The organism is Paenibacillus sp. 1182, assembly GCF_017833915.1.
Taxonomy (GTDB): Bacteria; Bacillota; Bacilli; order Paenibacillales; family Paenibacillaceae; genus Paenibacillus; species Paenibacillus polymyxa_D.
Window position 1 is genome coordinate 424762 of sequence record NZ_JAFICR010000005.1, and the last position, 20456, is coordinate 445217.

Genomic DNA, 20456 nt, shown 5'->3' on the forward strand with positions numbered 1-20456 from the left:
TTTGACATAAAACAGGAAGATGGTCATGTGTGTTCAAAATGCCGATTAGGAGGATGGTCGTTTTAGGGGAAAATGTGCCTAGGTCTAAAACAAGGGCTTGAGGCCCGTTGTCTTAGTTTAGTAGTCGGGATTGTGTTTTTTTGTCGAATAACCTTGTAAAAGGAGGGTTTTGCGGACTCCTCAAGTCAGGATTGAGGCAGTCTGGTGGCGAATTAAAGTGTCAAAGTTGTATTGACTTTATGTTTGGTAGTAGATACCATGAACTGGTTGTCAGCGTATTTTGACAACAAGAGTCAGCCAATCGATCTGGCGATTCATCCTTTGAAATGTTAGAGAGAGGATTAGAGCATATATGAAAAAATGTATTGCAGACATCGCATTTATTATTCTGGGTGCGTTTTTTTTCGCGCTAGCTGTTAATCTGTTTGTGATCCCGAATGAGTTTGGCGAGGGGGGCGTTACAGGGGTCACAATCATCCTGTACTACCTGTTTCAGTGGTCTCCCTCGATCGTTAATCTGGTGATTAATGGCTTGCTGCTGATTGTCGGATATAAATTTTTAGACAAGAGAACGACCTTGTACACTATCATTGCGGTCGCTTTTAACTCGCTGTTTTTACATTTAACAGTCAACTGGCGGATTGATTCGCATGAGCCGACGATTAATGCCGTATTTGCCGGAGTTTTGGTGGGGGTTGGCATAGGCCTAATCGTACGGGTAGGCGGCACTACGGCGGGTACGGTCATTTTAGCACGGATTGCCAACAAGTATCTGGATTGGAATATCAGTTATGGCCTGCTGTTTTTTGATTTGATTGTCGCATTCTCTTCCTATTTTATTATTGGCCCGGAGAAATTGATGCTAACTATCGTTATTTTGTACGTTGGTACGAAGGTGATGGACTTTATGATCGAAGGACTGAACCCCAAAAAAGCGGTCATGATTATTTCGGAGCACCAAGATAAAATTGCCGAGATGGTCATTACGAAAATGGATCGTGGAGTTACTGTCCTGTCAGGCCACGGTTATTACACTAAAAATCCAAAAGAAGTGCTGTATATCGTCATTAGTAAACAAGAGGTATCGGCGCTTAAAAAGATAGTGAAAGCCATCGACACAGCAGCGTTTATCACCATTCATGACGTGCGGGACGTGTTCGGAGAAGGTTTTCTGGATATTTCGAAGTAACTGGTGGTGTGAAGGTAAGGTTATAGGAGAATAGGGTAGGAAGTCGGTCCTGAGGGATCGGCTTTTTTGCTTTGAGATGTTTATTTTAATAATCGAAATAGGTAGATAGATAATAACTTCTTTTCGAAACAGAAGAAAAGCTATTTTTTGTAAAAAAATATTGTGAATGTGACTTTGATCTCTTATTTTTTTGAAAAATATGCATTATGATCTGACAATAATATATATTTTATTAAAATATATTCATTTTTTATAATGAAGTATTATAAATACACTTACTTCTAAAATCAACTGAGAAACAGTTCCAAGTGAGGTTGTTTTGAGTGGAGAATAACTATGATTTAAAAAAAGAATTTAAAAAGCCGTGGATTCAGATTTCTATTTTATTTATTATATTGCATTTTATAAATTCATTTATTATATTGCCTTCAATGAACCCGCTAAAGCTCCCTTTAGCTTTTTTTATTGTGTCATCAGGAGCGATGATTATCTCTTTTCTTATTGTTGTCTTGTATCCAAAATTCTCGAAACATAGAGAACAATTTTCTGAAAATAATTTGGTTCCATATCGTAAAATATGTTCCAGTGTGTTTGTTGTTCTAAATTTTATTTTTCTTTTTTTAATGTTACTGTATTCAAATGCTATTTACTTCAGTCCCTTAAATATAGTTTTATTGGTTTCAGCGATATCGCACTTAACAGTAGGTATCACATTCACTAAATTAACACCTAACCGTTTAATTGGTTTGAAGTTCCCATGGCTGCTTTCGAATGAAAAGGCATGGAAGAAGACGCATCGTATCTCTGCTTATATTTGGATAGCCTTTGGCTTAATCGGGATCGCTATAGGATTAGGACAAGAAGTTAATGTGTGTATGGTGCTCGCTTCTTGTTTACCGACGATGATTAGTTTTGTTACTTCTCTCTTTCTAAGCCATAGGTATAAAAATATAGACTGCTGATATCTGTATAATGCGGATCGATTTGGCATATTAGGGGGATTTCCATGAGAAGTAAATTAAATTTTTCTAATGTATTGTCTTTTCTTATTTCTGTTTTGCCTTTCATTATCTACCTTTTCATGTATCCGAGAATGCCTAGGAATGTAGCAATCCACTACAATTTCAATGATGTGGCTGACCGTTTTGTTGACAAATCCTCCCCTGAGGTATGGTTGTTGTGTGGAATTAGCCTCATATCTTTTATAATTATGCTTATGCTCCAACCCTATTTCAGTCGTCAGTTCAAGAGCGAAGAAGGCTCTGCAATCATGGAAAGCCTGCCTGGTCTCTTCACACTTCTTATAACCCTCGTATTTGCAATCTTGGGTATATGTTTTCTTTTAAAGGCTTGAAGCATGTAAAAAATCCCCTCTCAATGTGCAGTTTCCACTGCATTTGGAGGGGATTTTGTTATTTATACGCTCTTTACTCTTGAATCATTTGACGCAATACGGTTTGCAGAATACCACCGTTGTGGTAGTAGTCGATATCGACGGTGCTGTCCAGACGGGCAATTACCGGGAATTCGAACTTTGTGCCATCCTCGCGTTTAGCCACAACTGTAAGCTCTTGACCAGGCTTCACGTCATTGTTAATGCCGAGGATGTCGAAGGTTTCGCGGCCATTGAGGCCCAAGCTGGACCAGCCATAGCCCTCCTGGAATTGCAGAGGCAGTACACCCATGCCGACTAGGTTACTGCGGTGAATCCGCTCGAAGCTTTCGGCAATGACAGCCTTAACGCCCAGCAGAAGCGTACCTTTGGCCGCCCAGTCACGAGAGCTGCCTGTGCCGTATTCCTTACCAGCGATGACGATCAGGTTCTGATCGGCTGCCTGATATTTCATGGACGCATCATAGATGGACATTTCCTCATCCGTTGGCAAGTATTTGGTCACGCCGCCTTCAGTACCTGGAGCCACATTGTTGCGGATACGGATGTTGGCGAATGTACCGCGCATCATGACCTCGTGGTTACCGCGACGGGAGCCGTAGGAGTTGAAATCCTTGCGTTCCACGCCATGCTCCTTCAAGTACAGTCCTGCCGGGCTGGAAGGAGCAATGTTGCCTGCTGGTGAGATATGGTCCGTCGTGACCGAATCATTCAACAGGGCAAGCACACGGGCATTACGGATTTCCTTGATATCCTGCACGCCATCCTGAAGTTTTTCAAAGAATGGTGGATTTTGAATATAAGTTGATTTTTCATCCCATTCATACAGTTCGCCTTCAGGAACCGGAATGGAGTTCCATTTTTCATTGGCAGTAAATACATTTTCATATTTGCGACGGAACATATCCGGGCTGAGAGACAGGCTGATGGCTTCCTTGATTTCCTCGGAAGTGGGCCAAATGTCTTTCAGGTAGACAGGCTGATTGTCCTGATCGTAACCGAGCGGATCATTCACCAAATCAATGTTCACTGTACCTGCCAGCGCATAAGCGACAACCAGTGGCGGTGAGCCGAGATAGTTGGCTTTGACCTGCGCATGCACACGGCCTTCAAAGTTCCGGTTACCGGAAATAACTGCGCCAACCGTTAAATCATGGTCTGTGATAGCTTGACTCACTTCGTCAGGAAGTGGGCCGGAGTTACCGATACAGGTTGCGCAGCCGTAGCCTGCTACATGGAAGCCGAGGGCTTCGAGCGGTCCGATTAATCCCGCTTTTTGCAGGTATTCCGTCACGACGAGGGAGCCTGGCGTCAAGCTTGTTTTAACATAGCCTGGCTTTTTGAGCCCACGCTGCACTGCCTTTTTGGCCAGCAAGCCCGCACCGAGCATAACGCTTGGATTGGAGGTATTCGTGCAGCTTGTGATAGCCGCAATAACGACTGCTCCTGTACCTAACTCGCTGGTGGAGCCGTCCGGATGGGTCAGCGGAATCTTCTGTGCGATTTTTTCATCGCTCAGTCCATAGCCGCCCTTGTCCACCGGGGTACGAATAATGCCTTCAAACGTTTCTTTCATGCGGCCAAGCTCAACACGGTCCTGCGGACGTTTGGGTCCGGCGAGACTCGGTACAACCGAAGCTAGATCCAGCTCAATGGTATCGCTGAACACAGGGTCCGGTGTATCGGATGTGCGGAACATGCCTTGGGCCTTGTAATATTCCTCTACGAGGCTTACTTGCTCATCGGAACGTCCAGTGCTGCGCAGGTAGGCCAGTGTTTCCGCATCGACCGGGAAGAAACCAATCGTTGCGCCGTATTCCGGTGCCATGTTGGCAACTGTCGCACGGTCAGCCAAGCTGATGTTAGCCAGACCAGGCCCGTAAAACTCTACGAATTTGCCGACTACGCCTTTTTTACGCAGCATTTGTGTAACAGTGAGCGCCAGATCGGTGGCGGTAGAGCCTTCCGTCAGACTGCCTGTCAGCTTGAAGCCAATCACATCGGGAGTGACAAAATACAGCGGTTGCCCCAGCATACCCGCCTCTGCCTCAATCCCGCCGACACCCCAGCCAACAACACCAAGGCCGTTAATCATCGTGGTATGGGAGTCTGTTCCTACGAGGGAATCTGGAAAGACGACCGTTTCACCGTCAATGGTTTTGGTAGCGGCAACGGAGGCGAGATATTCCAGATTGACCTGATGGACGATACCTGTGGATGGCGGAACGGCGCGGAAGTTGTTGAACGCCGTTTGCGCCCAGCGCAGAAAACGGTACCGCTCCTCGTTACGTTCAAACTCTACATTAATGTTGTAATCCAGCGCATCACTGGTACCGAAAGCATCGACCATGACCGAGTGGTCGATAACGAGATCGACGGGAACGAGCGGATTGATTTGCTTCGGGTCCCCGCCTGCTTTTTTCACCGTATCACGCATAGCTGCCAAATCGACAACTACGGGGACACCGGTAAAATCCTGTAGCACGATGCGTGCAGGAATGAACGGAATCTCCTTGTTGGTGTCCCGATCCTCAGCCCAGCCTGTCAGCTGCTGTACATGTTCTTCAGTGATGGCGCGTCCGTCAAATTGGCGAACCGCGGCTTCCAGCAACACTTTAATGGAGAAAGGCAGCTTGGCGATACCGCTTTTTCCTTGTTCCTCCAGTGCCTTAAGACTGTAGTAGCGATAAGGCTTCCCGTTAACTTCCAGACTACGGGCGATGGAGAATTGATCTTTTCCTGACATAAGTATTACCTCCTTGAAGTGAATGCTTGGGGGAAAATAGGGATGTCGTTTTTTCGACGTCTTGCCCAGTTGGTTTAAATTGGTTGCGTTCTCAATTACATCTTCAGTGCTTCATAACGTGTTAGAGGTTGTGATGAATGCAATTTGTTTCATTAGATGAAACATGATTTCAAAATGATTGCTTTTGGATTAAGTATACCGTTTTCAGGCAGTTCCGTAAAGTTTTTTTGGCCTAAATGATGCCTTGCAGATTGGAAAATAAAACGTTCCGCTCCCTCGCGTTTCGATGTTCATACCAAGCTTTAGAGATTCATACTTATAGATAGAGAGCATATCAGACCAGAGAGGGAAAAAGGAAGTTCTACATCATTCCGGTTATCCCCGGAAAAGGATAGCGGGACGAATTTGGAGGGATAGGGATGGGGGAGCGGGAATGGAAACAGGCCCTTTTTGCTTACGTGAATCAATACAATCGCAGTGAAGTCAATGGTGTACCGCAGCCAGATGAGTATCTGGAGGTGGGCCAGCGGATGGAACGAGCAGCACGTGCGGCCAGATTGGAGCAGTGGTACAACGAACGGGATGCTGTTCCCCTACGCAGCGAGACACGCGCCAAGCCGCTACGAATGGTGCAGGATACGCCGGATGAGGCTGTGGTAGATGTACAACTGCATGTCCGACTCTTTTATGAGAAGGGCGGGATGACTCACCGGGAGGATCGGATTGAACGGGAGCGTCTGACGTTCACACGCGAGGGTGAAGCCTGGCAGGTAGCGAGAATTGAGCGAGATCCGGCAGAAAGGAAGCCAGCGGGGGGAGAGGTTCCTTTTGAACAGGCTTCGTTTAATCAGGGAGGGAGTTTGCCGCTGCTGAATCGCGGTGTGCTGGGCTTTGGTTCGTCCGCACGTCCCAGCCGATATCGCCGTGAAGAAGCAGCGGCTTATGCAGATCAGTGGTGGGATAGCTTTAACCCGGAGTTTGAAGGTTTTGATGTGGATTGCACCAATTATATCTCGCAATGCCTCTTTGCAGGGGGCGCACCGATCCACTATACTGGTAAAAGAGAATCGGGCTGGTGGTATAAAGGACGGGTCGCCGGACGTGAGCTGTGGAGCTACAGTTGGGCAGTTTCCAACAGTCTGGAGCGGTATTTGGGCTCCAGCTCATGGGGTTTGACTGCTGAGCAGGTGAGTCGACCGGAGCAGCTCATGCTGGGGGACGTCATTTTTTACGATTGGGATGGTGACGGAACCTTTCAGCACAGCACGGTGGTAACGGCCTTTGATGCGGGCGGCATGCCGCTAGTCAATGCGCATACGGTAAGCTCCAGACATCGTTATTGGGACTATAAAAATTCGTATGCGTGGACCGACAACACGGTATATCGCTTTTATCACATCGCCGACTATTTTTAAATGAGATGATGGATAACAGGTATAGTGACGCAAATCAGTCATAATGACGAAAGTAGGAAAGCGGAGGATAGGCATGGCAAATCAAAAATTGACCGTAGGGCTGGTGTACGGTGGCAAATCGGGCGAACATGAGGTTTCGCTGCAAACGGCGTATGCGGTAATGAACGCATTTAACTATGAGAAATACGAGATTATTCCTTTTTATATTACGAAGGCTGGCGATTGGCGTAGAGGGGCGCTATTAAGCGCTCCTCTGGCTTCTGTAGAGCAATTGAAGCTGGAACGTGCAGAGGGCGGTACCAAGGCGGCATTAGATACGTTGTTCGGCAAGCTGTACGGAGAGCAGACGCTGGATGTGCTGTTTCCGTTGCTGCACGGCACCTTTGGCGAGGACGGAACGATTCAGGGTCTGTTCGAAATGGCGGATATGCCTTATGTCGGTGCAGGAGTGTTGGCTTCGGCAGCAGGTATGGATAAAGGCGTCATGAAGAAGCTGTTTGAGCATGCAGGATTGCCGCAAGTGAAATACTGTTATTTTAATAGTACACAGTGGGCCCAAACCAGTCATGATCTGGTACGTAATATGGAAACCGAGCTAGGTTATCCTTGCTTTGTCAAACCGGCCAATCTGGGATCAAGTGTCGGTATTTCCAAAGCCAGCAACCGAGAAGAGCTGGAAAAGGCTGTAGATCTGGCTTTGCAATTTGACCTGAAGGTGATTGTCGAGGAGTACGTCGATGCCCGTGAGATTGAGGTCAGCGTACTTGGCAATGACGAGCCGATTGCCTCGGTACCGGGTGAAATTGTATCGTCGAGTGATTATTATGATTATGCTGCCAAATATACGGATGGCCAATCGGAAATGCTTATTCCGGCACCGTTGGATGAGGAAGTGGCAGATCGTATTCGTGAAGCCGCATTACAAGCATTCCGCGCGCTGGAAGGCTGCGGGATTTCCCGTGCCGATTTCTTCGTCAGACGCTCGGACGGACATATTCTTATTAATGAAGTGAATACGATGCCTGGTTTTACACCGTTCAGTATGTATCCATTATTGTGGAGAGAAACCGGCGTATCCTATGCAAGTCTGCTGGACCGCATGATTGCTCTTGCACTGGAGCGTTATGAGCGCAGGTCCGCATTGCACTACGAGAACTCATAAAAGAAACAAAGGGGAGCTGATCACTCTCCTTTTTGTTCATATATATGGCACTTACTTGAGCATTTCACTAAACCCTTAATGATGAAAGGTGGCGGCTACACATGGGCTTTCAAACTGAATTTAACTCCGTATGCAAATTCAAGAGCGAACAAGAACTTTACGAACTGCTGGAATACGGACGTGGCAAAATGGTTAAATCCGGGCTGCGCGTGTTTCCGACAGGCCAGAAGGTCATCGCTTACAGCGTGGACAACGTGGCAGTAGCCATCGTGCAGATTGTGGGCTGTATCGCCGAAATTAATTTCCAGGGCGATGAAGTGACCGAAGTTGAAATGATCCTCATTCGTAAGCTGAATGATGAGGAATCAAGAATTCAGACCGCATTGGCGGATGAAATGTTTTTTGGAGCACAGCAGCAATCCTAGCTGTTTGCTTCTTGCAATTTGTGCGATAACACCGAATCAGCATGTGCTTTTCCGGGTATGATCAGTAGAAAAGGGTTTTAGGTCACAGAACGAAAGCGGCCTTACCATCTACTGCGAACTACTGAAAGGAAGACACCCTATGATCGTAAGGTTAGGTTATGTAGCCATGTCGGTTACCGTGCAAAATGCATCCCCCTCTAAAACCATGACGATGGCCAGCTTTAACAAGATTGGAGACCGAGAAGCTGCGATCCGCAAGCTAGAACGGATAGCAGCTGAAAATCTCCATAATACATTGAGGCTGCTGCGCCATAATCGCGCGAGTGATATCCAGGTCTATCGTTTCTCATCCAAGCTGATTCCGCTCGCGACCCATCAGGATCTGCGGGATTGGAACCCGTTTCAGGCGCTTGCTGCTGACTTTGCAGAGGTTGGGAACTATGTCAAGGCGAATAGGATGAGGGTATCGTTTCACCCCGATCATTTTACAGTGTTAAGCACTCCCCGTCCTGAGGTGTTGGAGAGCTCCATTAATGACTTGAAGTACCACAAAGCGATGCTGGAGGCCATGGGGCTCGGTGCCGAAGCCAAGAACAACATTCATATTGGTGGTGCATACGGAGATAAGGTGACCTCAGGCCAGCGTTTTGTAGAGCAGGTTAGTGCTCTGGATCTTTCGTTAAGAGAACGGTTGACGCTGGAAAATGATGATAAAACATTCAATGCGGTGGAAACACTGGAAGCTTGCAAAATAACGGGCTTGCCGATGGTTCTCGATATTCATCATCAATGGGTCAATAACGAGGGTGAGAAGCCGTGGGAGCTATGGCCGGACATATTGAATACCTGGAAAGGGGAATTGGCCCAAGCCGGATCTTCTACTGATCATCCATTGCCGCCCAAAATTCATGCCTCCAGTCCCAAAAGTGAAAAAGACCCTCGTGGTCATGCAGACGGTGTTCTGGTGGAGCCGTTGCTGACCTTTCTGCGCAATATTGCTGGATATACGGATCGGATTGATGTCATGCTTGAAGCCAAGCTTAAGGATGAAGCGTTATTCGGATTGATGAATGAACTGCGCCTTCAGGAAGATAATGGGGTCAAAGTGCTGGATGGGGCTTCCGTAGAAATTATGCCTTAGAAAGTAGTATTTTGCGGATAAATCTCTCATTTGGGGAAACTTTATGCAGTTTATTGTGTATACTAGAATGTGTAAACTAGCAAACTTGTACTGAAACAGAGATGGTTAAGAGACTGTGCTGTAGGCCAGCTTCGTAAACCACGTAACAATGATATAGAAAGTAGAGTGAACACGTTGAACGAACATGAAAACGAAAAGGTTCCCTATATCGTATCAGGAAAAAGCTATACTGCCGTGGCTATTAACGCGGCATCCAAAGCCGGGGAATGGATTAAGAGCAGGCTGGGAACTGTTGAACATTTGAATACCAAACAGTCTCCTACGGATCTAGTGACCGAGGTAGATAAAGGTGCAGAACAGATGATTCGCAGACTGATTCTGACCCATTTTCCCGATCATGCGATTTTGGGTGAAGAGGGTGTAGAGCCGGGAGCCGAAGCTTCGGCCCGCGCACTAGAGGCTGCCCGTGAAGAGGAATATTTATGGATTATTGATCCGGTAGATGGCACGACCAATTTTGTACACAGTCTGCCGTATTACAGTGTGTCCATTGCCTTGGCCCATCGTGGAGAGGTGATTGTCGGGGTTATTTATGATCCGTCCCGTGATGAAATGTTTGTAGCGGAAAAAGGAAAAGGCGCATATGTACATGGTAATCGCATGCAAGCCTCAAGAGAAGAAACACTGGGAGATAGTCTGGTGTGCATCGGCTTCCCGCCAGATCGTACGTATGCACAACCGCTAAATATGAAAATCACGCAGGTTCTTACACCTCAGGTACGCGGCATTCGGGCGCTGGGCTCGGCAGCATTGCATCTGGCTTATGTGGCGTCGGGACGGTTATCGGCCTATTGCGAAATTGGTTTGAATGCGTGGGATGTAGCAGCGGGCGCTTTGCTGGTGCAGGAATCAGGCGGTACCATTACCGATACATTGGGCAGACCTTATGACCTGAGTGTACGGCATATTGCAGCTACGAATACAGCTATTCATTCTCAACTTATTCAAGTGCTGAAAGAAGCAGACGCAACCGGGTTATAATTCTACGTAGGGACCATCACCCTAAAGGAGGAAATCGCGATGAGTCAATCCGAAGAATTGGAACGCCAGCTCAGTGAACTGCTGACGGAAGGCGAAATTCGTGAGAATGAGGCCCAAAAGCGGGAACGGCTCAGCCCTAAATATGAGGTGCGGGTTCAGACTCATATCGATCCCATTGTTGAGGAAACGCGTAAATACCGGAGTATGGCACGGGAACTTGATGACCGATACGACGAATATATGAGCAAGGCGGACAAATCGAAACCAACCGATCAACGCTAAGCAAATGCAAATACCTCTTGCCGAATGACCAAGGCATGGGGTATTTTGTATGTTATAAAGGAGGCGACAATCACTGATTACCTACTTTAAAAGCGCTTACAAAAATGCTGGAATCCATCATAAAATGGTACTGCTGATCACGGTGCTTATGCTGGTTAATTTTGCAGTTGTTGCAGTCATACTTAAGTACGTATTTCACATTTATGATAATCAAATGTACAAAAAAACATCCGAAGTACTCAATATTTCTTCAATCGGTATAGAAAATGAGCTGAAGGATGTGGAAAAAGTTACTTTCAAGGTAACAACGGACGAGCAGCTTCAACGTTATTTGCTGCAATTGGAAAAAGAGAAATCCCCTTATGCCAAAATGGTGCTGCGTAAAAAAATAACGAATAGGCTCGTCGCCTTTGCCGGCTCTGAAACCTATGTCTATTCTATGATGGTCATCGACAAAGAGGGACAGGTCATGAGTGCGGGCAACCGCGAAGGTATTCCCCAAGAGCTTCGATCCACCCTGTCGGAGCTGGCAGACGAACATGACGGTTCCAATGCATGGTATGCCGCAGGTCATTCCTCCTTGCTGGCAGCTCGGCAGTTCAAATCCTTTACCGATTCCAATTTTACGCTGAATGGGCTCGGAACGCTTGCGATTCGTGTACGAATTGACCGGATTGTAGCGGACCGTGTGCAAACCTCCGGTCGTGACGGACAACTGATGATTACAGATGGAAGGCGGATGATTTATCCCGAAACACCACTTTTGAGTGAGAGTGATATTCAGGCCGAGCTGGGCCGGAAGCAGCCATACGGGATTGCGACCTACTCAGGAGGAACCTTTTTCGCTGCTCAAATCAAATCTTCTTATACGGATTGGACGTATTTGCATATGACCCCCTTCGATGATATGTTTCGCAGCATTACGATTATCAAAGAAGTTGTAAGCGCTATTTTTGTCATTATGCTTCTTATCGCATTGGCTCTGGGGGCTAGATTGTCAGGGAGCATTACCAAACCGATCGTTCAATTAATCCAGAACATGCGTAAAATAGAAAAAGGCGATCTCGACCGTTTGGAAGAGGAAGCACTTGGTGCGGTCCCCCTTTCCACACAGGATGAGGTAGGCTTGCTTCATCGAACGTACAAGAAAATGATTCGCCGCATTCGTGAGCTCATTAATGAGAATGTTGCCAAGCAGCTATTACTGCGGGAAACAGAGCTAAAGGCGCTCCAGGCCCAGATTAATCCACATTTTTTATACAATACATTAGAGTCCGTGAACTGGCTCGCCAAGGCCAATAAACAGGACCGGATTTCAGAGATGGTGGAAGCACTTGCTTTTCTACTGCGCAGTGCGGTCAGTTTTGAGGAGCAGCTAATTCCGCTTCGAAAAGAGCTGGATATTGTAAGGAGCTACGTAACGATCCAAAAAACACGTTTTGATGAACGTCTCGTTTTCCATCTGGATATTCCGGAAGAACTGATGGATGCACAAATTCCGAAGCTAACGCTTCAGCCCTTGGTGGAGAATGCCATTCATTATGCGCTGGAGCCGCGAATTGAACCCTGTCAGATTGCTATTATTGCGAGAGAAAGCGAGGGTGCTCTATTTCTGCGAGTTGAAGATGACGGACCGGGAATGACGCCGGATTTCTTGGAAAAGCTGCGAAGCGGGCAGGTTACGACTCGTGGGCAGGGCATTGGACTTACGAATATTCAGGAACGGATTAACCTGACATTTGGTACACCTTGGGGGATAGAGCTGCATAGCGAGTCAGGAACAGGAACGTCGATTCATGTCTGTATTCCATATGTGAAAGGGGATCAGGGTCGTGTACAAGGTGCTACTGGTTGATGATGAGCGTATGATTTTGGAAGGCATATCACAGGTGGTTGATTGGGGGAAAGCGGGCACGAGATTGGTTGGCACGGCACGTAACGGGATTGAGGCTTATGATCAGATTCAAGCCAGCCCACCTGATTTTGTGATTAGCGACATCTCTATGCCAGGACTAGACGGTATCGGACTCGTTGCCAAAACGACGGAGCATTTTCCAGACGTCCGTTTCATTCTGTTGTCTGGCTACAAAGATTTTGATTATGCCTGTCGGGCCATGCAATACGGGGTGAAGCACTACTTGTTGAAGCCATGCAATGAGCGGCAAATTCATGAGGCTCTGACCGAGTTGGGACAGGAGCGGGAGGAGCAGGAAGAACGCAAGCAGTTTGTAAACCGGATGAAGCTAGATTTTCAGCGTATGCTGCCCCATGTGAAGGAACACTTTTTGAAGGAGTTTATTTCCTATAAAACTTACGGTAGCCGCGATATCGCATTTTATGAGCGGTTATTCGGAATTGAATTGCAAGATAAGCAGGTTCGAATGCTGCTGCTGCGGGTGGAGGAATCCCATGAGCCGGAGCATCTGTTTGCATTGCAAAATATAGCGGCAGATTTGATGGATGATGTCTTGCTCAGTACGACCATGCAGGGGCAATTGCTCATCGTGCTGGAAAGCGAGGATGATACGTCACGGTTTATGAAACAGATTGAAGCGGTACGTGCGACATTTCATCGCTTTTACAAGCTGGAGGTAACGGTCGCAGTTAGTGAGTCGGATAGTATGCAGCATTCACGGGGGATGTACCGGGAGACACTGCATTGTATGAATCACCGTTTTTACACCGGGGAGGGCAGTCTGATTACGAAGGAGGATTTAGCGGCTGAGGATACCCGGGAGATGGCAGATTTGGAGCTGGACGAGGAGAAGTTCGGTCTGCTGATCAAGGCTGGAAATACGGTGGAGGTTGCACAGGAAGTGGATAGGTTGTTCGGTATTCTGTCCCGTATGAAGCTGGAAATCTCCGTGACCCGCTCCTATGTGCTTCAACTCTATGCTGCTATGATCCGTATATGTCCTGAAGAGGAGCGTGCGGCGTTTACGAGCCGAATGGTGGTGCTGGCAGAGCAAAAAACGCTGGCATGTCTCAAATCTTTTGTACAGGAAGCTGCCGAACGAATGACCGCAATCTATTATAAAAGTAATGTGTATCGCCAATCTTCTACCGTTGATAAAATGATCACTATTATTGAGCAAAACTATAGAAAATCCGATTTGTCGCTGAACGGAGTGGCAGGTCAAATGCTGTATATGAATTCCGACTACTTAGGGAAGATTTTCAAAAAGGTGACGGGGGAAAACTTCTCACACTACGTCAATCGTTATCGGATCGAACGTGCGGCTGAGCATATTCGAGAGACAGGAGATGTAAAGGTGTTTGAGCTGGCCGAATGGTTCGGCTTCGGCGGGAACGCGCAATATTTTAGCCAGGTGTTCAAAAAATGGGCGGGTATGACGCCTTCCGAGTACATTAAATCACATGAACGGGGATGAGCTGATGGAGTCCCACTGTTTTTTAAACCCAGGAAACCTGATTTGTGTATTCCAATGCTTCTCAGCTTTTGGGAAAATAACAACAGGAGCTAATGTAAACGCTATCAAAAATGCGTAAATACGTTGTCACTTGTAATTTGGCTCCTTTCTAGAACAGCGAAAAGGGGAGAGATAGGTGGGCAAAAAGGGATGGTTTCTGATTATAGCTATGCTGCTCGTTTTGACGACAGCATGTAGCGGAGCGGACGGCGGCGGCAATTCGGGCACAAGTGCAGACGGGAAAGTAAAGTTACGTATCGCTTGGTGGGGATCGGATACGCGTCATGAATACACGCAGAAGGTCGTTGATTTGTATAAGCAGAAAAATCCTAATGTAACGATCGATGTGGAATATGCCTCTTTTGATGACTATTGGAAAAAGCTCGCCCCACAGGCTGCGGCTAATCAGTTACCGGATATCGTGCAAATGGACATTTCGTACATTAGCCAATATGCAAAAAATGGTCAACTGGAGGATCTCGCGCCTTACTTAAATCAAAAAATTCAGGTCGCTGACGTGAACGAAAATGTACTCAGTACCGGCGTAATAGCAGGAAAGCAATATGGTATTCCAACAGGTGTCAATGTTCTGGGTTTCCAGTATGATCCGGCGTTGCTCAAGAAAGCAGGTATAGATAAAATTCCTGATAACTGGACATGGGATCAATACAAAGAACTGGCTTTAAAGGCAGCTTCCAATAAAGTATATTTTGACAGCTCGATGGCTGCCGATATTTTCTTCCACTACTATTTGCGTACGCAAGGAAAGACTCTCTACAATGCGGAAGGAACAGGCTTGGGATATGACGACGATAAGCTGTTTGTTGACTTCTTCAGCGGATTGGCTGATCTGATTAAGAAGGGAGCGACTCCGCCTCCTGAAATCATGAACCAGACCAAGGGGATTCTTGAGGAATCCGATATCGTAAAAGGAACAGGCATCGGTATTTGGCAGTGGTCCAATCAGTATGTGGGCTTACAGCAGGTTGTTAACCGCCCCATGGCACTGGCTCCAATGTTTGGGCCGAATATGGAAAAAGGCGTATACATGCAGCCTACGATGTACTGGACGGTTGCTTCCCGTTCACAGGTGAAGGATGAGGCCGCAAAGTTTATTGATTTCTGGATGAATGATGTAGAAGCGAATAAATTGATTAAAGGCGAACGTGGCGTGCCGATTTCCTCCAAAATCAAGGAGGCTGTTGCGCCAGAGTTGAGCGAGCCTACGAAGCAGGTGTTTGAATTTGTAGCTTCCATGGAGCCGAAGGCTTCTCCAATGAGCCCGCCGCCGCCAGTCGGATCGCCGGAAGTGATTGCGACTCTGACCGATTATATTGAACAGGTCAATTTCGGACAGATGACACCAGAAGACGCAGCGGCCAAATTCCGGGCTGATGCGAATACTATCCTTGCGAATAACAAGCAATAATGAGCGCAATGTGACCTTTAGGATATCTGACACTGTTTTAGCATAAGATCGATATGATCGAAGGAACGTTTCGTTAAGTTAACCGTGCGTAGTCCAAAGCATGATTGCGCACGGTTGATTGGACGAACCGACTGCATAAGCACCCTTTGCAGACATCACAATATTATTCACATAACAACGAATTATTAATATTATAAAGTTTTGCTAATTCTTTAAAATGCAACAGAAGGGAGGCTTGATGAGCTTGCGAAATCATCAGAGCTTGAAAGCCAATATGACCGGATATGCGTTTATCAGCCCGTTTATTGTGGGCTTTCTGGCGTTTACGTTAATTCCAATGTTTATTTCGCTGTATCTGTCCTTTACCACCTACAACCTGTTCACCCCGCCCAAATGGATTGGTCTGGGTAACTTCGAAAAAATGTTCACAGGCGACCCGAAATACTGGAATTCGATCAGGGTCACGTTTACGTATGTATTGGTCGGTGTACCGTTGCGACTGATTTTCGCGCTGTTTGTGGCTATGATTTTGAATACCAAGTCGCGTATGGTCGGCACCTATCGGACGATGTACTATCTACCGTCGATTATCGGGGGCAGTGTTGCGGTATCCATTATGTGGCGGAACATTTTCAGTAATAACGGCATAGTGAACAGCCTGCTTTCGACCTTAGGGGCGACTCCGGTGAAGTGGTTTGGTGACCCGGATGCTTCGCTTACGATGCTAATCACCTTGTCCGTATGGCAATTTGGCTCCTCCATGCTGATTTTTCTGGCAGGTTTGAAGAACATTCCTGTTGAATTGTACGAGGCGTCCAGTGTAGATGGCGCTAAGCCAGTACGAAAATTTTTCAGTATTACGCTACCGTTGCTTAGCCCCATTATTCTATTTAATCTGATTATGCAGACGATCAGTGCCTTTATGACCTTCGTCCCGGCTTATGTTATTTCTAAGGGCGAAGGAGGCCCGATGGATGGAACGATGCTGCATTCACTGTATCTGTTCCGACAGGCGTTTATGTTCAGCAACATGGGATATGCGGCAGCCATGGCTTGGGTCATGCTCATTATGATTGGGATACTGACAGCGATTTTATTTATAACCTCCAGATACTGGGTATTTTATGAAACGGAAAAGGGGCGCTGATACCGATGACATGGAAAACGGTCAAATGGCCAATTTATCACATACTCGTTGCTGCACTGGCGCTCCTGATGCTGTATCCCGTTTTTTGGATGCTGTTCAGCTCGTTTAAAGAAAGTCGGACGATATTCGTCACGGCATCCTCGCTTTTCCCTACTGAATGGATCTGGCAAAACTATGTAACAGGCTGGAAAGGGACAACTGGCTACAACTTTGGCACGTACATTCTGAACTCGCTCACGATCGTGGTGATTTCAACGATTGGAGCTGTGCTTTCCTCCTCATTGATCGCATTTGGCTTTGCACGCTTGAAATTCAAAGGGCGTAACTTGTGGTTTGCTTTGATGATGGTGACGCTTATGCTACCAGGGGATGTGGTACTGGTACCGCAATATATTATTTTCACCAAGCTCGGTTGGATCAATACGATCTTACCGTTGGTGGTACCCTCCTTTTTCGGGATGCCGTTCTTCATCTTCCTGATGGTGCAGTTTATACGAACGATTCCAGCAGAGTTGGATGAAGCGGCGACGATTGACGGATGCGGCAAGTTCCGGCTGTATTTCAGAATTATTTTACCCTTACTTAAATCGTCGTTGGCTACAGCGGCAATCTTCTCTTTCTACTGGAAGTGGGAGGATTTGCTTGGTCCGGTACTGTATCTGAATTCGCCGGAGAAATATACCGTATCTATTGCACTCAAGATGTTCCTCGACAGCGAGTCGGCTTCCAACTGGGGAGGAATGTTCGCGATGTCTATCCTAAGCCTGCTTCCAGTTATCGCTGTATTCTTCGCATTCCAGAAGCAAATTGTAGAAGGAATGAGTACGAGTGGTTTGAAGGGTTAAGATCCAAAATCCATAGCGTGAGGATATGAAGCTTACGAGTGGAAATGGAAGGCATCCGGGTTTGTACGATTGAATGGACGGGATTTGAGGGCGATGGCTGAGAGGTGAGTAAATTGTGGAAGTTTGATTTTGGTCCGGGGGAGCCTGCGGATGGCTACAAAGGAGTGCCTCCGGATTGCTTATATACAACTGAACAGGGCTATGGCTTCGAGACTACGGAGCATGTGTACGGTCGAAAAAGGCAGAGTGCAGCCAAGGAGGCACGCACGCGGCTACGAAGCAGCTTTTGTATTCCACTGAACGCTGCATTTGTTGCAGATGTGCCAGACGGGATGTATCTCGTCACCGTACTGGTCGGCGATTCACAGGCGGAAACGCTCACGCGATTCAAGGCTGGTGAAGGCAAGCACATGCTTCCCCCAGTACACACGCTGCCGGGCCAGTTCACCGAAGCCCTGTTTGCGGTGCCAGTCCGGGGTGGCAAGCTACGCCTCACCGTGTCAGGCACCGCGCCGCGGCTCAATGCGCTGGAGATTGCGCCAGCGCCACAGACCCTCCGGCTATTCCTAGCCGGAGATTCCACGGTTACGGATCAGGACGCATTCGGCTATCCGTATACTGGCTGGGGCCAGGCTTTGCCCGCCCTGTTCAAGCATGATGTCTGCGTGGATAATCATGCCGTATCGGGACGAAGCTCCAAAAGCTTCGTGGACGAAGGAAGGCTGGATGTCATTTTGGGCGAAATAAAGGCAGGAGATTTCCTGTTCATCCAGTTCGGTCATAATGATCAGAAGCCTGATCCAGAGCGGGCTACAGAGCCTTTTACAACCTACAAGGAGCATCTTCGCCTCTACATCGACGGCGCAAGAAGCCATGGGGCAACCCCGGTACTGGTCACGCCCGTACATCGTCGCTATTTTAACGAGGATGGTACGCTATCTGACACACATGGTGACTATGTAACAGCGGTTCGTGAGCTGGCGGAAGAAGCGAATGCGCCGCTAATTGATTTGTCTGCCCGCACACAGGAGTTATATGAGCAGCTAGGTCCCGAAGAGAGTAAAGAGCTTTTTATGTGGCTACTGCCTGGTGAATACATGAACTTTTCCAGCGGCTTAGAGGATAACACGCATTTTCATGAGAATGGCGCGGTTCGTATTGCAGACATGGTGGTGGATGCTGTGAAGGAACTGGATTTGCAACCGCTGCGCATGTATTTACGTTGAAGGATGACCTTTTCATGTACGGGCGTCAAGGAGGTAACTCACGTGAAACTTACCAAAGGGGGAGACGTGGAAATGCCTGCATTGATTTTTGATGAAGAACAAGTTAAGCAGGTGATCGACCGGGTCGTAGAACGCACATTTCAAATGCACTACAGCTGGGATTGGCCGGGTGGAGTCGCCTTTTACGGAGTATGCGAAGCGTATGAAGCGACAGGGAACGAAAAGTATTTGACCAAGCTGAAAGAATGGGTTGACGAAAATATCGAGGATGGACTTCCATCTCTCTCGGTGAACGGCGTTTCTGTCGGGCACTGTTTGTTGACGCTTTATCAGGCCACAGGTGAGCAAAAATACCTTGATATTGCCATCGAGATGGCAGAATTTTTGGCCCAAAAAGCGGAGCGGTTTGCCGACGGCATTTTCCAGCATACGGTGAATTCACTTCATGATGTATTTCCGCAGCAAGCATGGGTGGATACGATGTTTATGGCCGGTTATTACTTGCTGCGCATCGGTCATCTGTTGGGCAACAAGGAGTATTGGGAGGATGGGGTTCGTCAATATCACGGGCATGAAGAATTTTTGCAGGACCCGGATACGAATCTGTATTATCACGGATGGGATCATGCGAATCAAAGCCGGATGTCAGGAATATATTGGGCGCGCGGCAATTCATGGGCAGCCCTCACGATGGCAAAAGCGCTGAAATTGGTGGAGGTGCAGCATCCATCTTATATGATCATCGACGGCTCGCTGCGTGACCAGCTCAATGCGCTGGTGCGGCTGCAATCCCCGGAAGGGCTGTGGCATACGGTGCTGAACGATGATACCTCTTATCTGGAAACCTCGGGCTCGGCAGGAATTGCGACTGCCTTGCTTATGCAAGGAAGATTGTTTAACAAATACACCCAAAAGGCGATCGACGGTATTCTTTCCCGCATTAAGGACGACGGCACAGTAACGGGGGTATCCGCTGGAACTGCTGTGATGAACGATATTGACGGCTATCGAAACGTTCCGTACAAACGCCTTCAGGGCTGGGGGCAGGGATTGGCGCTTGCTTTTCTGGCTCAACTGTTGCGTACCAAGGAGAATCCGTACGGCTAGAAGAAGGGGCATAGGGAAACGAAAGTATTCATAGGTCAAAGGAGGTCGATAGCATGGGAGATACTGAACTTTCTCAGGAGCTTTCTCATGAAAAAGTAGCTAATCAGCCGCGAGGCAGCCTATTCTGGGTTATCCCCGATGGGTATATTCCACCGGAAAGCCGGGGAGGGCTGCTCAGTCATGAGAGTATATGCGTGCTGAATTGTGGGAGCCGTGTGGCAAATCTGAGTATAGACATCTATTTTGAAGACCGCGAGCCATTGGAGGGATTGATCGAGGTGGTGGAAGGAAGACGAACCCGTCATATCCGAACAGCCTCGTTGGAGAAATCCGGCGAGCAGATTCCGGTAGGTATTCCTTACGCAATTACGGTCACTAGCGATGTGCCCATCATCGTACAATATAGCAGATTGGACACGACACAGCCGGAATTGGCGTTAATGAGTGTCATGGCGTACCCTATCTAATGCGACGAAG

18 protein-coding genes are annotated in these 20456 nt (G+C 47.4%); 17 read left to right on the forward strand and 1 reads right to left on the reverse strand.

The annotated features are described in order from the left end of the window. Positions 1-352 precede the first annotated feature (352 nt). From JOD82_RS13320 to JOD82_RS13330, 3 genes are all read left to right on the forward strand, one after another. The gene (locus tag JOD82_RS13320) at positions 353-1189 is read left to right on the forward strand and encodes a YitT family protein (RefSeq protein WP_029515776.1); all 837 of its coding nucleotides are present in this window, start codon (positions 353-355) and stop codon (positions 1187-1189) included. A gap of 323 nt (positions 1190-1512) precedes the next feature. Then, positions 1513-2151: an SdpI family protein gene (locus JOD82_RS29620; RefSeq protein WP_069011281.1), complete on the forward strand. Its 639-nt coding sequence runs from the start codon at positions 1513-1515 to the stop codon at positions 2149-2151. A 44-nt stretch (positions 2152-2195) separates the two neighbouring features. Further along, positions 2196-2543, forward strand: a complete 348-nt coding sequence (locus JOD82_RS13330) for a DUF1648 domain-containing protein (protein WP_069011282.1) — start codon at positions 2196-2198, stop codon at positions 2541-2543. Positions 2544-2616: 73 nt separating this feature from the next. Here the strand turns inward: JOD82_RS13330 and acnA are convergent, their stop codons facing one another. Continuing rightward, entirely contained in the window at positions 2617-5328 is a 2712-nt protein-coding gene (gene acnA / locus JOD82_RS13335) for an aconitate hydratase AcnA (RefSeq protein ID WP_029515773.1), read from the reverse strand. 419 nt (positions 5329-5747) lie between these two features. Here acnA and JOD82_RS13340 point away from each other — a divergent pair, with 419 nt between their 5' ends. From JOD82_RS13340 to JOD82_RS13405, 14 genes are all read left to right on the forward strand, one after another. Further along, entirely contained in the window at positions 5748-6743 is a 996-nt protein-coding gene (locus tag JOD82_RS13340) for an amidase domain-containing protein (RefSeq protein WP_069011283.1), read from the forward strand. Positions 6744-6816: 73 nt separating this feature from the next. After that, a complete protein-coding gene (locus JOD82_RS13345) occupies positions 6817-7905 on the forward strand; it encodes a D-alanine--D-alanine ligase (protein WP_039270664.1) in 1089 nt (362 codons plus the stop codon). A 101-nt stretch (positions 7906-8006) separates the two neighbouring features. Continuing rightward, on the forward strand, positions 8007-8330 hold the full coding sequence (locus tag JOD82_RS13350; RefSeq protein ID WP_013308754.1) for a hypothetical protein: 324 nt from the start codon (positions 8007-8009) through the stop codon (positions 8328-8330). 139 nt (positions 8331-8469) lie between these two features. After that, entirely contained in the window at positions 8470-9471 is a 1002-nt protein-coding gene (gene uvsE, locus JOD82_RS13355; RefSeq protein WP_069011284.1) for a UV DNA damage repair endonuclease UvsE, read from the forward strand. Between the two features lie 174 nt (positions 9472-9645). Next, positions 9646-10512 carry an inositol monophosphatase family protein gene (locus JOD82_RS13360; protein WP_013308756.1) on the forward strand — a complete coding sequence of 289 codons (867 nt, stop codon included), beginning with the start codon at positions 9646-9648 and terminating at the stop codon, positions 10510-10512. Between the two features lie 39 nt (positions 10513-10551). Continuing rightward, positions 10552-10794, forward strand: coding sequence for a hypothetical protein (locus JOD82_RS13365; protein ID WP_029515768.1), 243 nt, complete (start codon positions 10552-10554; stop codon positions 10792-10794). Between the two features lie 124 nt (positions 10795-10918). Beyond that, entirely contained in the window at positions 10919-12649 is a 1731-nt protein-coding gene (locus tag JOD82_RS13370; RefSeq protein ID WP_209018226.1) for a sensor histidine kinase, read from the forward strand. Continuing rightward, the gene (locus JOD82_RS13375) at positions 12627-14186 is read left to right on the forward strand and encodes a response regulator transcription factor (protein WP_029515766.1); all 1560 of its coding nucleotides are present in this window, start codon (positions 12627-12629) and stop codon (positions 14184-14186) included. Before JOD82_RS13370 ends, JOD82_RS13375 begins: the two co-directional genes overlap by 23 nt. Before the next feature lie 175 nt (positions 14187-14361). Continuing rightward, the gene (locus tag JOD82_RS13380; RefSeq protein WP_069011286.1) at positions 14362-15654 is read left to right on the forward strand and encodes an ABC transporter substrate-binding protein; all 1293 of its coding nucleotides are present in this window, start codon (positions 14362-14364) and stop codon (positions 15652-15654) included. A gap of 238 nt (positions 15655-15892) precedes the next feature. After that, complete coding sequence (locus JOD82_RS13385; RefSeq protein ID WP_023987015.1) at positions 15893-16801, forward strand: carbohydrate ABC transporter permease; 909 nt, start codon at positions 15893-15895, stop codon at positions 16799-16801. Between the two features lie 5 nt (positions 16802-16806). Continuing rightward, positions 16807-17646 (forward strand): carbohydrate ABC transporter permease, encoded by an 840-nt coding sequence (locus JOD82_RS13390; RefSeq protein WP_209949423.1) that lies wholly within the window; start codon positions 16807-16809, stop codon positions 17644-17646. A gap of 113 nt (positions 17647-17759) precedes the next feature. Continuing rightward, positions 17760-18872 carry a rhamnogalacturonan acetylesterase gene (locus tag JOD82_RS13395; RefSeq protein ID WP_209949448.1) on the forward strand — a complete coding sequence of 371 codons (1113 nt, stop codon included), beginning with the start codon at positions 17760-17762 and terminating at the stop codon, positions 18870-18872. Positions 18873-18944: 72 nt separating this feature from the next. Continuing rightward, a complete protein-coding gene (locus tag JOD82_RS13400; RefSeq protein WP_209949450.1) occupies positions 18945-19979 on the forward strand; it encodes a glycoside hydrolase family 88/105 protein in 1035 nt (344 codons plus the stop codon). Between the two features lie 53 nt (positions 19980-20032). After that, entirely contained in the window at positions 20033-20446 is a 414-nt protein-coding gene (locus JOD82_RS13405) for a sensory rhodopsin transducer (protein WP_209949425.1), read from the forward strand. The last annotated feature ends 10 nt before the right edge of the window (positions 20447-20456 follow it).

What these genes read in the sequence shown, in the direction of transcription:
- JOD82_RS13320 (WP_029515776.1), top strand. Translation starts at nt 353, where the DNA reads ATGAAAAAATGTATTGCAGACATCGCATTTATTATTCTGGGTGCGTTT.
- JOD82_RS13350 (WP_013308754.1), top strand. Translation starts at nt 8,007, where the DNA reads ATGGGCTTTCAAACTGAATTTAACTCCGTATGCAAATTCAAGAGCGAA.
- JOD82_RS13340 (WP_069011283.1), top strand. Translation starts at nt 5,748, where the DNA reads ATGGGGGAGCGGGAATGGAAACAGGCCCTTTTTGCTTACGTGAATCAA.
- JOD82_RS13345 (WP_039270664.1), top strand. Translation starts at nt 6,817, where the DNA reads ATGGCAAATCAAAAATTGACCGTAGGGCTGGTGTACGGTGGCAAATCG.
- uvsE (WP_069011284.1), top strand. Translation starts at nt 8,470, where the DNA reads ATGATCGTAAGGTTAGGTTATGTAGCCATGTCGGTTACCGTGCAAAAT.
- JOD82_RS13330 (WP_069011282.1), top strand. Translation starts at nt 2,196, where the DNA reads ATGAGAAGTAAATTAAATTTTTCTAATGTATTGTCTTTTCTTATTTCT.
- JOD82_RS13365 (WP_029515768.1), top strand. Translation starts at nt 10,552, where the DNA reads ATGAGTCAATCCGAAGAATTGGAACGCCAGCTCAGTGAACTGCTGACG.
- JOD82_RS13370 (WP_209018226.1), top strand. Translation starts at nt 10,919, where the DNA reads ATGGTACTGCTGATCACGGTGCTTATGCTGGTTAATTTTGCAGTTGTT.
- acnA (WP_029515773.1), bottom strand. Translation starts at nt 5,328, where the DNA reads ATGTCAGGAAAAGATCAATTCTCCATCGCCCGTAGTCTGGAAGTTAAC.
- JOD82_RS13390 (WP_209949423.1), top strand. Translation starts at nt 16,807, where the DNA reads ATGACATGGAAAACGGTCAAATGGCCAATTTATCACATACTCGTTGCT.
- JOD82_RS13405 (WP_209949425.1), top strand. Translation starts at nt 20,033, where the DNA reads ATGGGAGATACTGAACTTTCTCAGGAGCTTTCTCATGAAAAAGTAGCT.
- JOD82_RS13400 (WP_209949450.1), top strand. Translation starts at nt 18,945, where the DNA reads ATGCCTGCATTGATTTTTGATGAAGAACAAGTTAAGCAGGTGATCGAC.
- JOD82_RS13385 (WP_023987015.1), top strand. Translation starts at nt 15,893, where the DNA reads ATGAGCTTGCGAAATCATCAGAGCTTGAAAGCCAATATGACCGGATAT.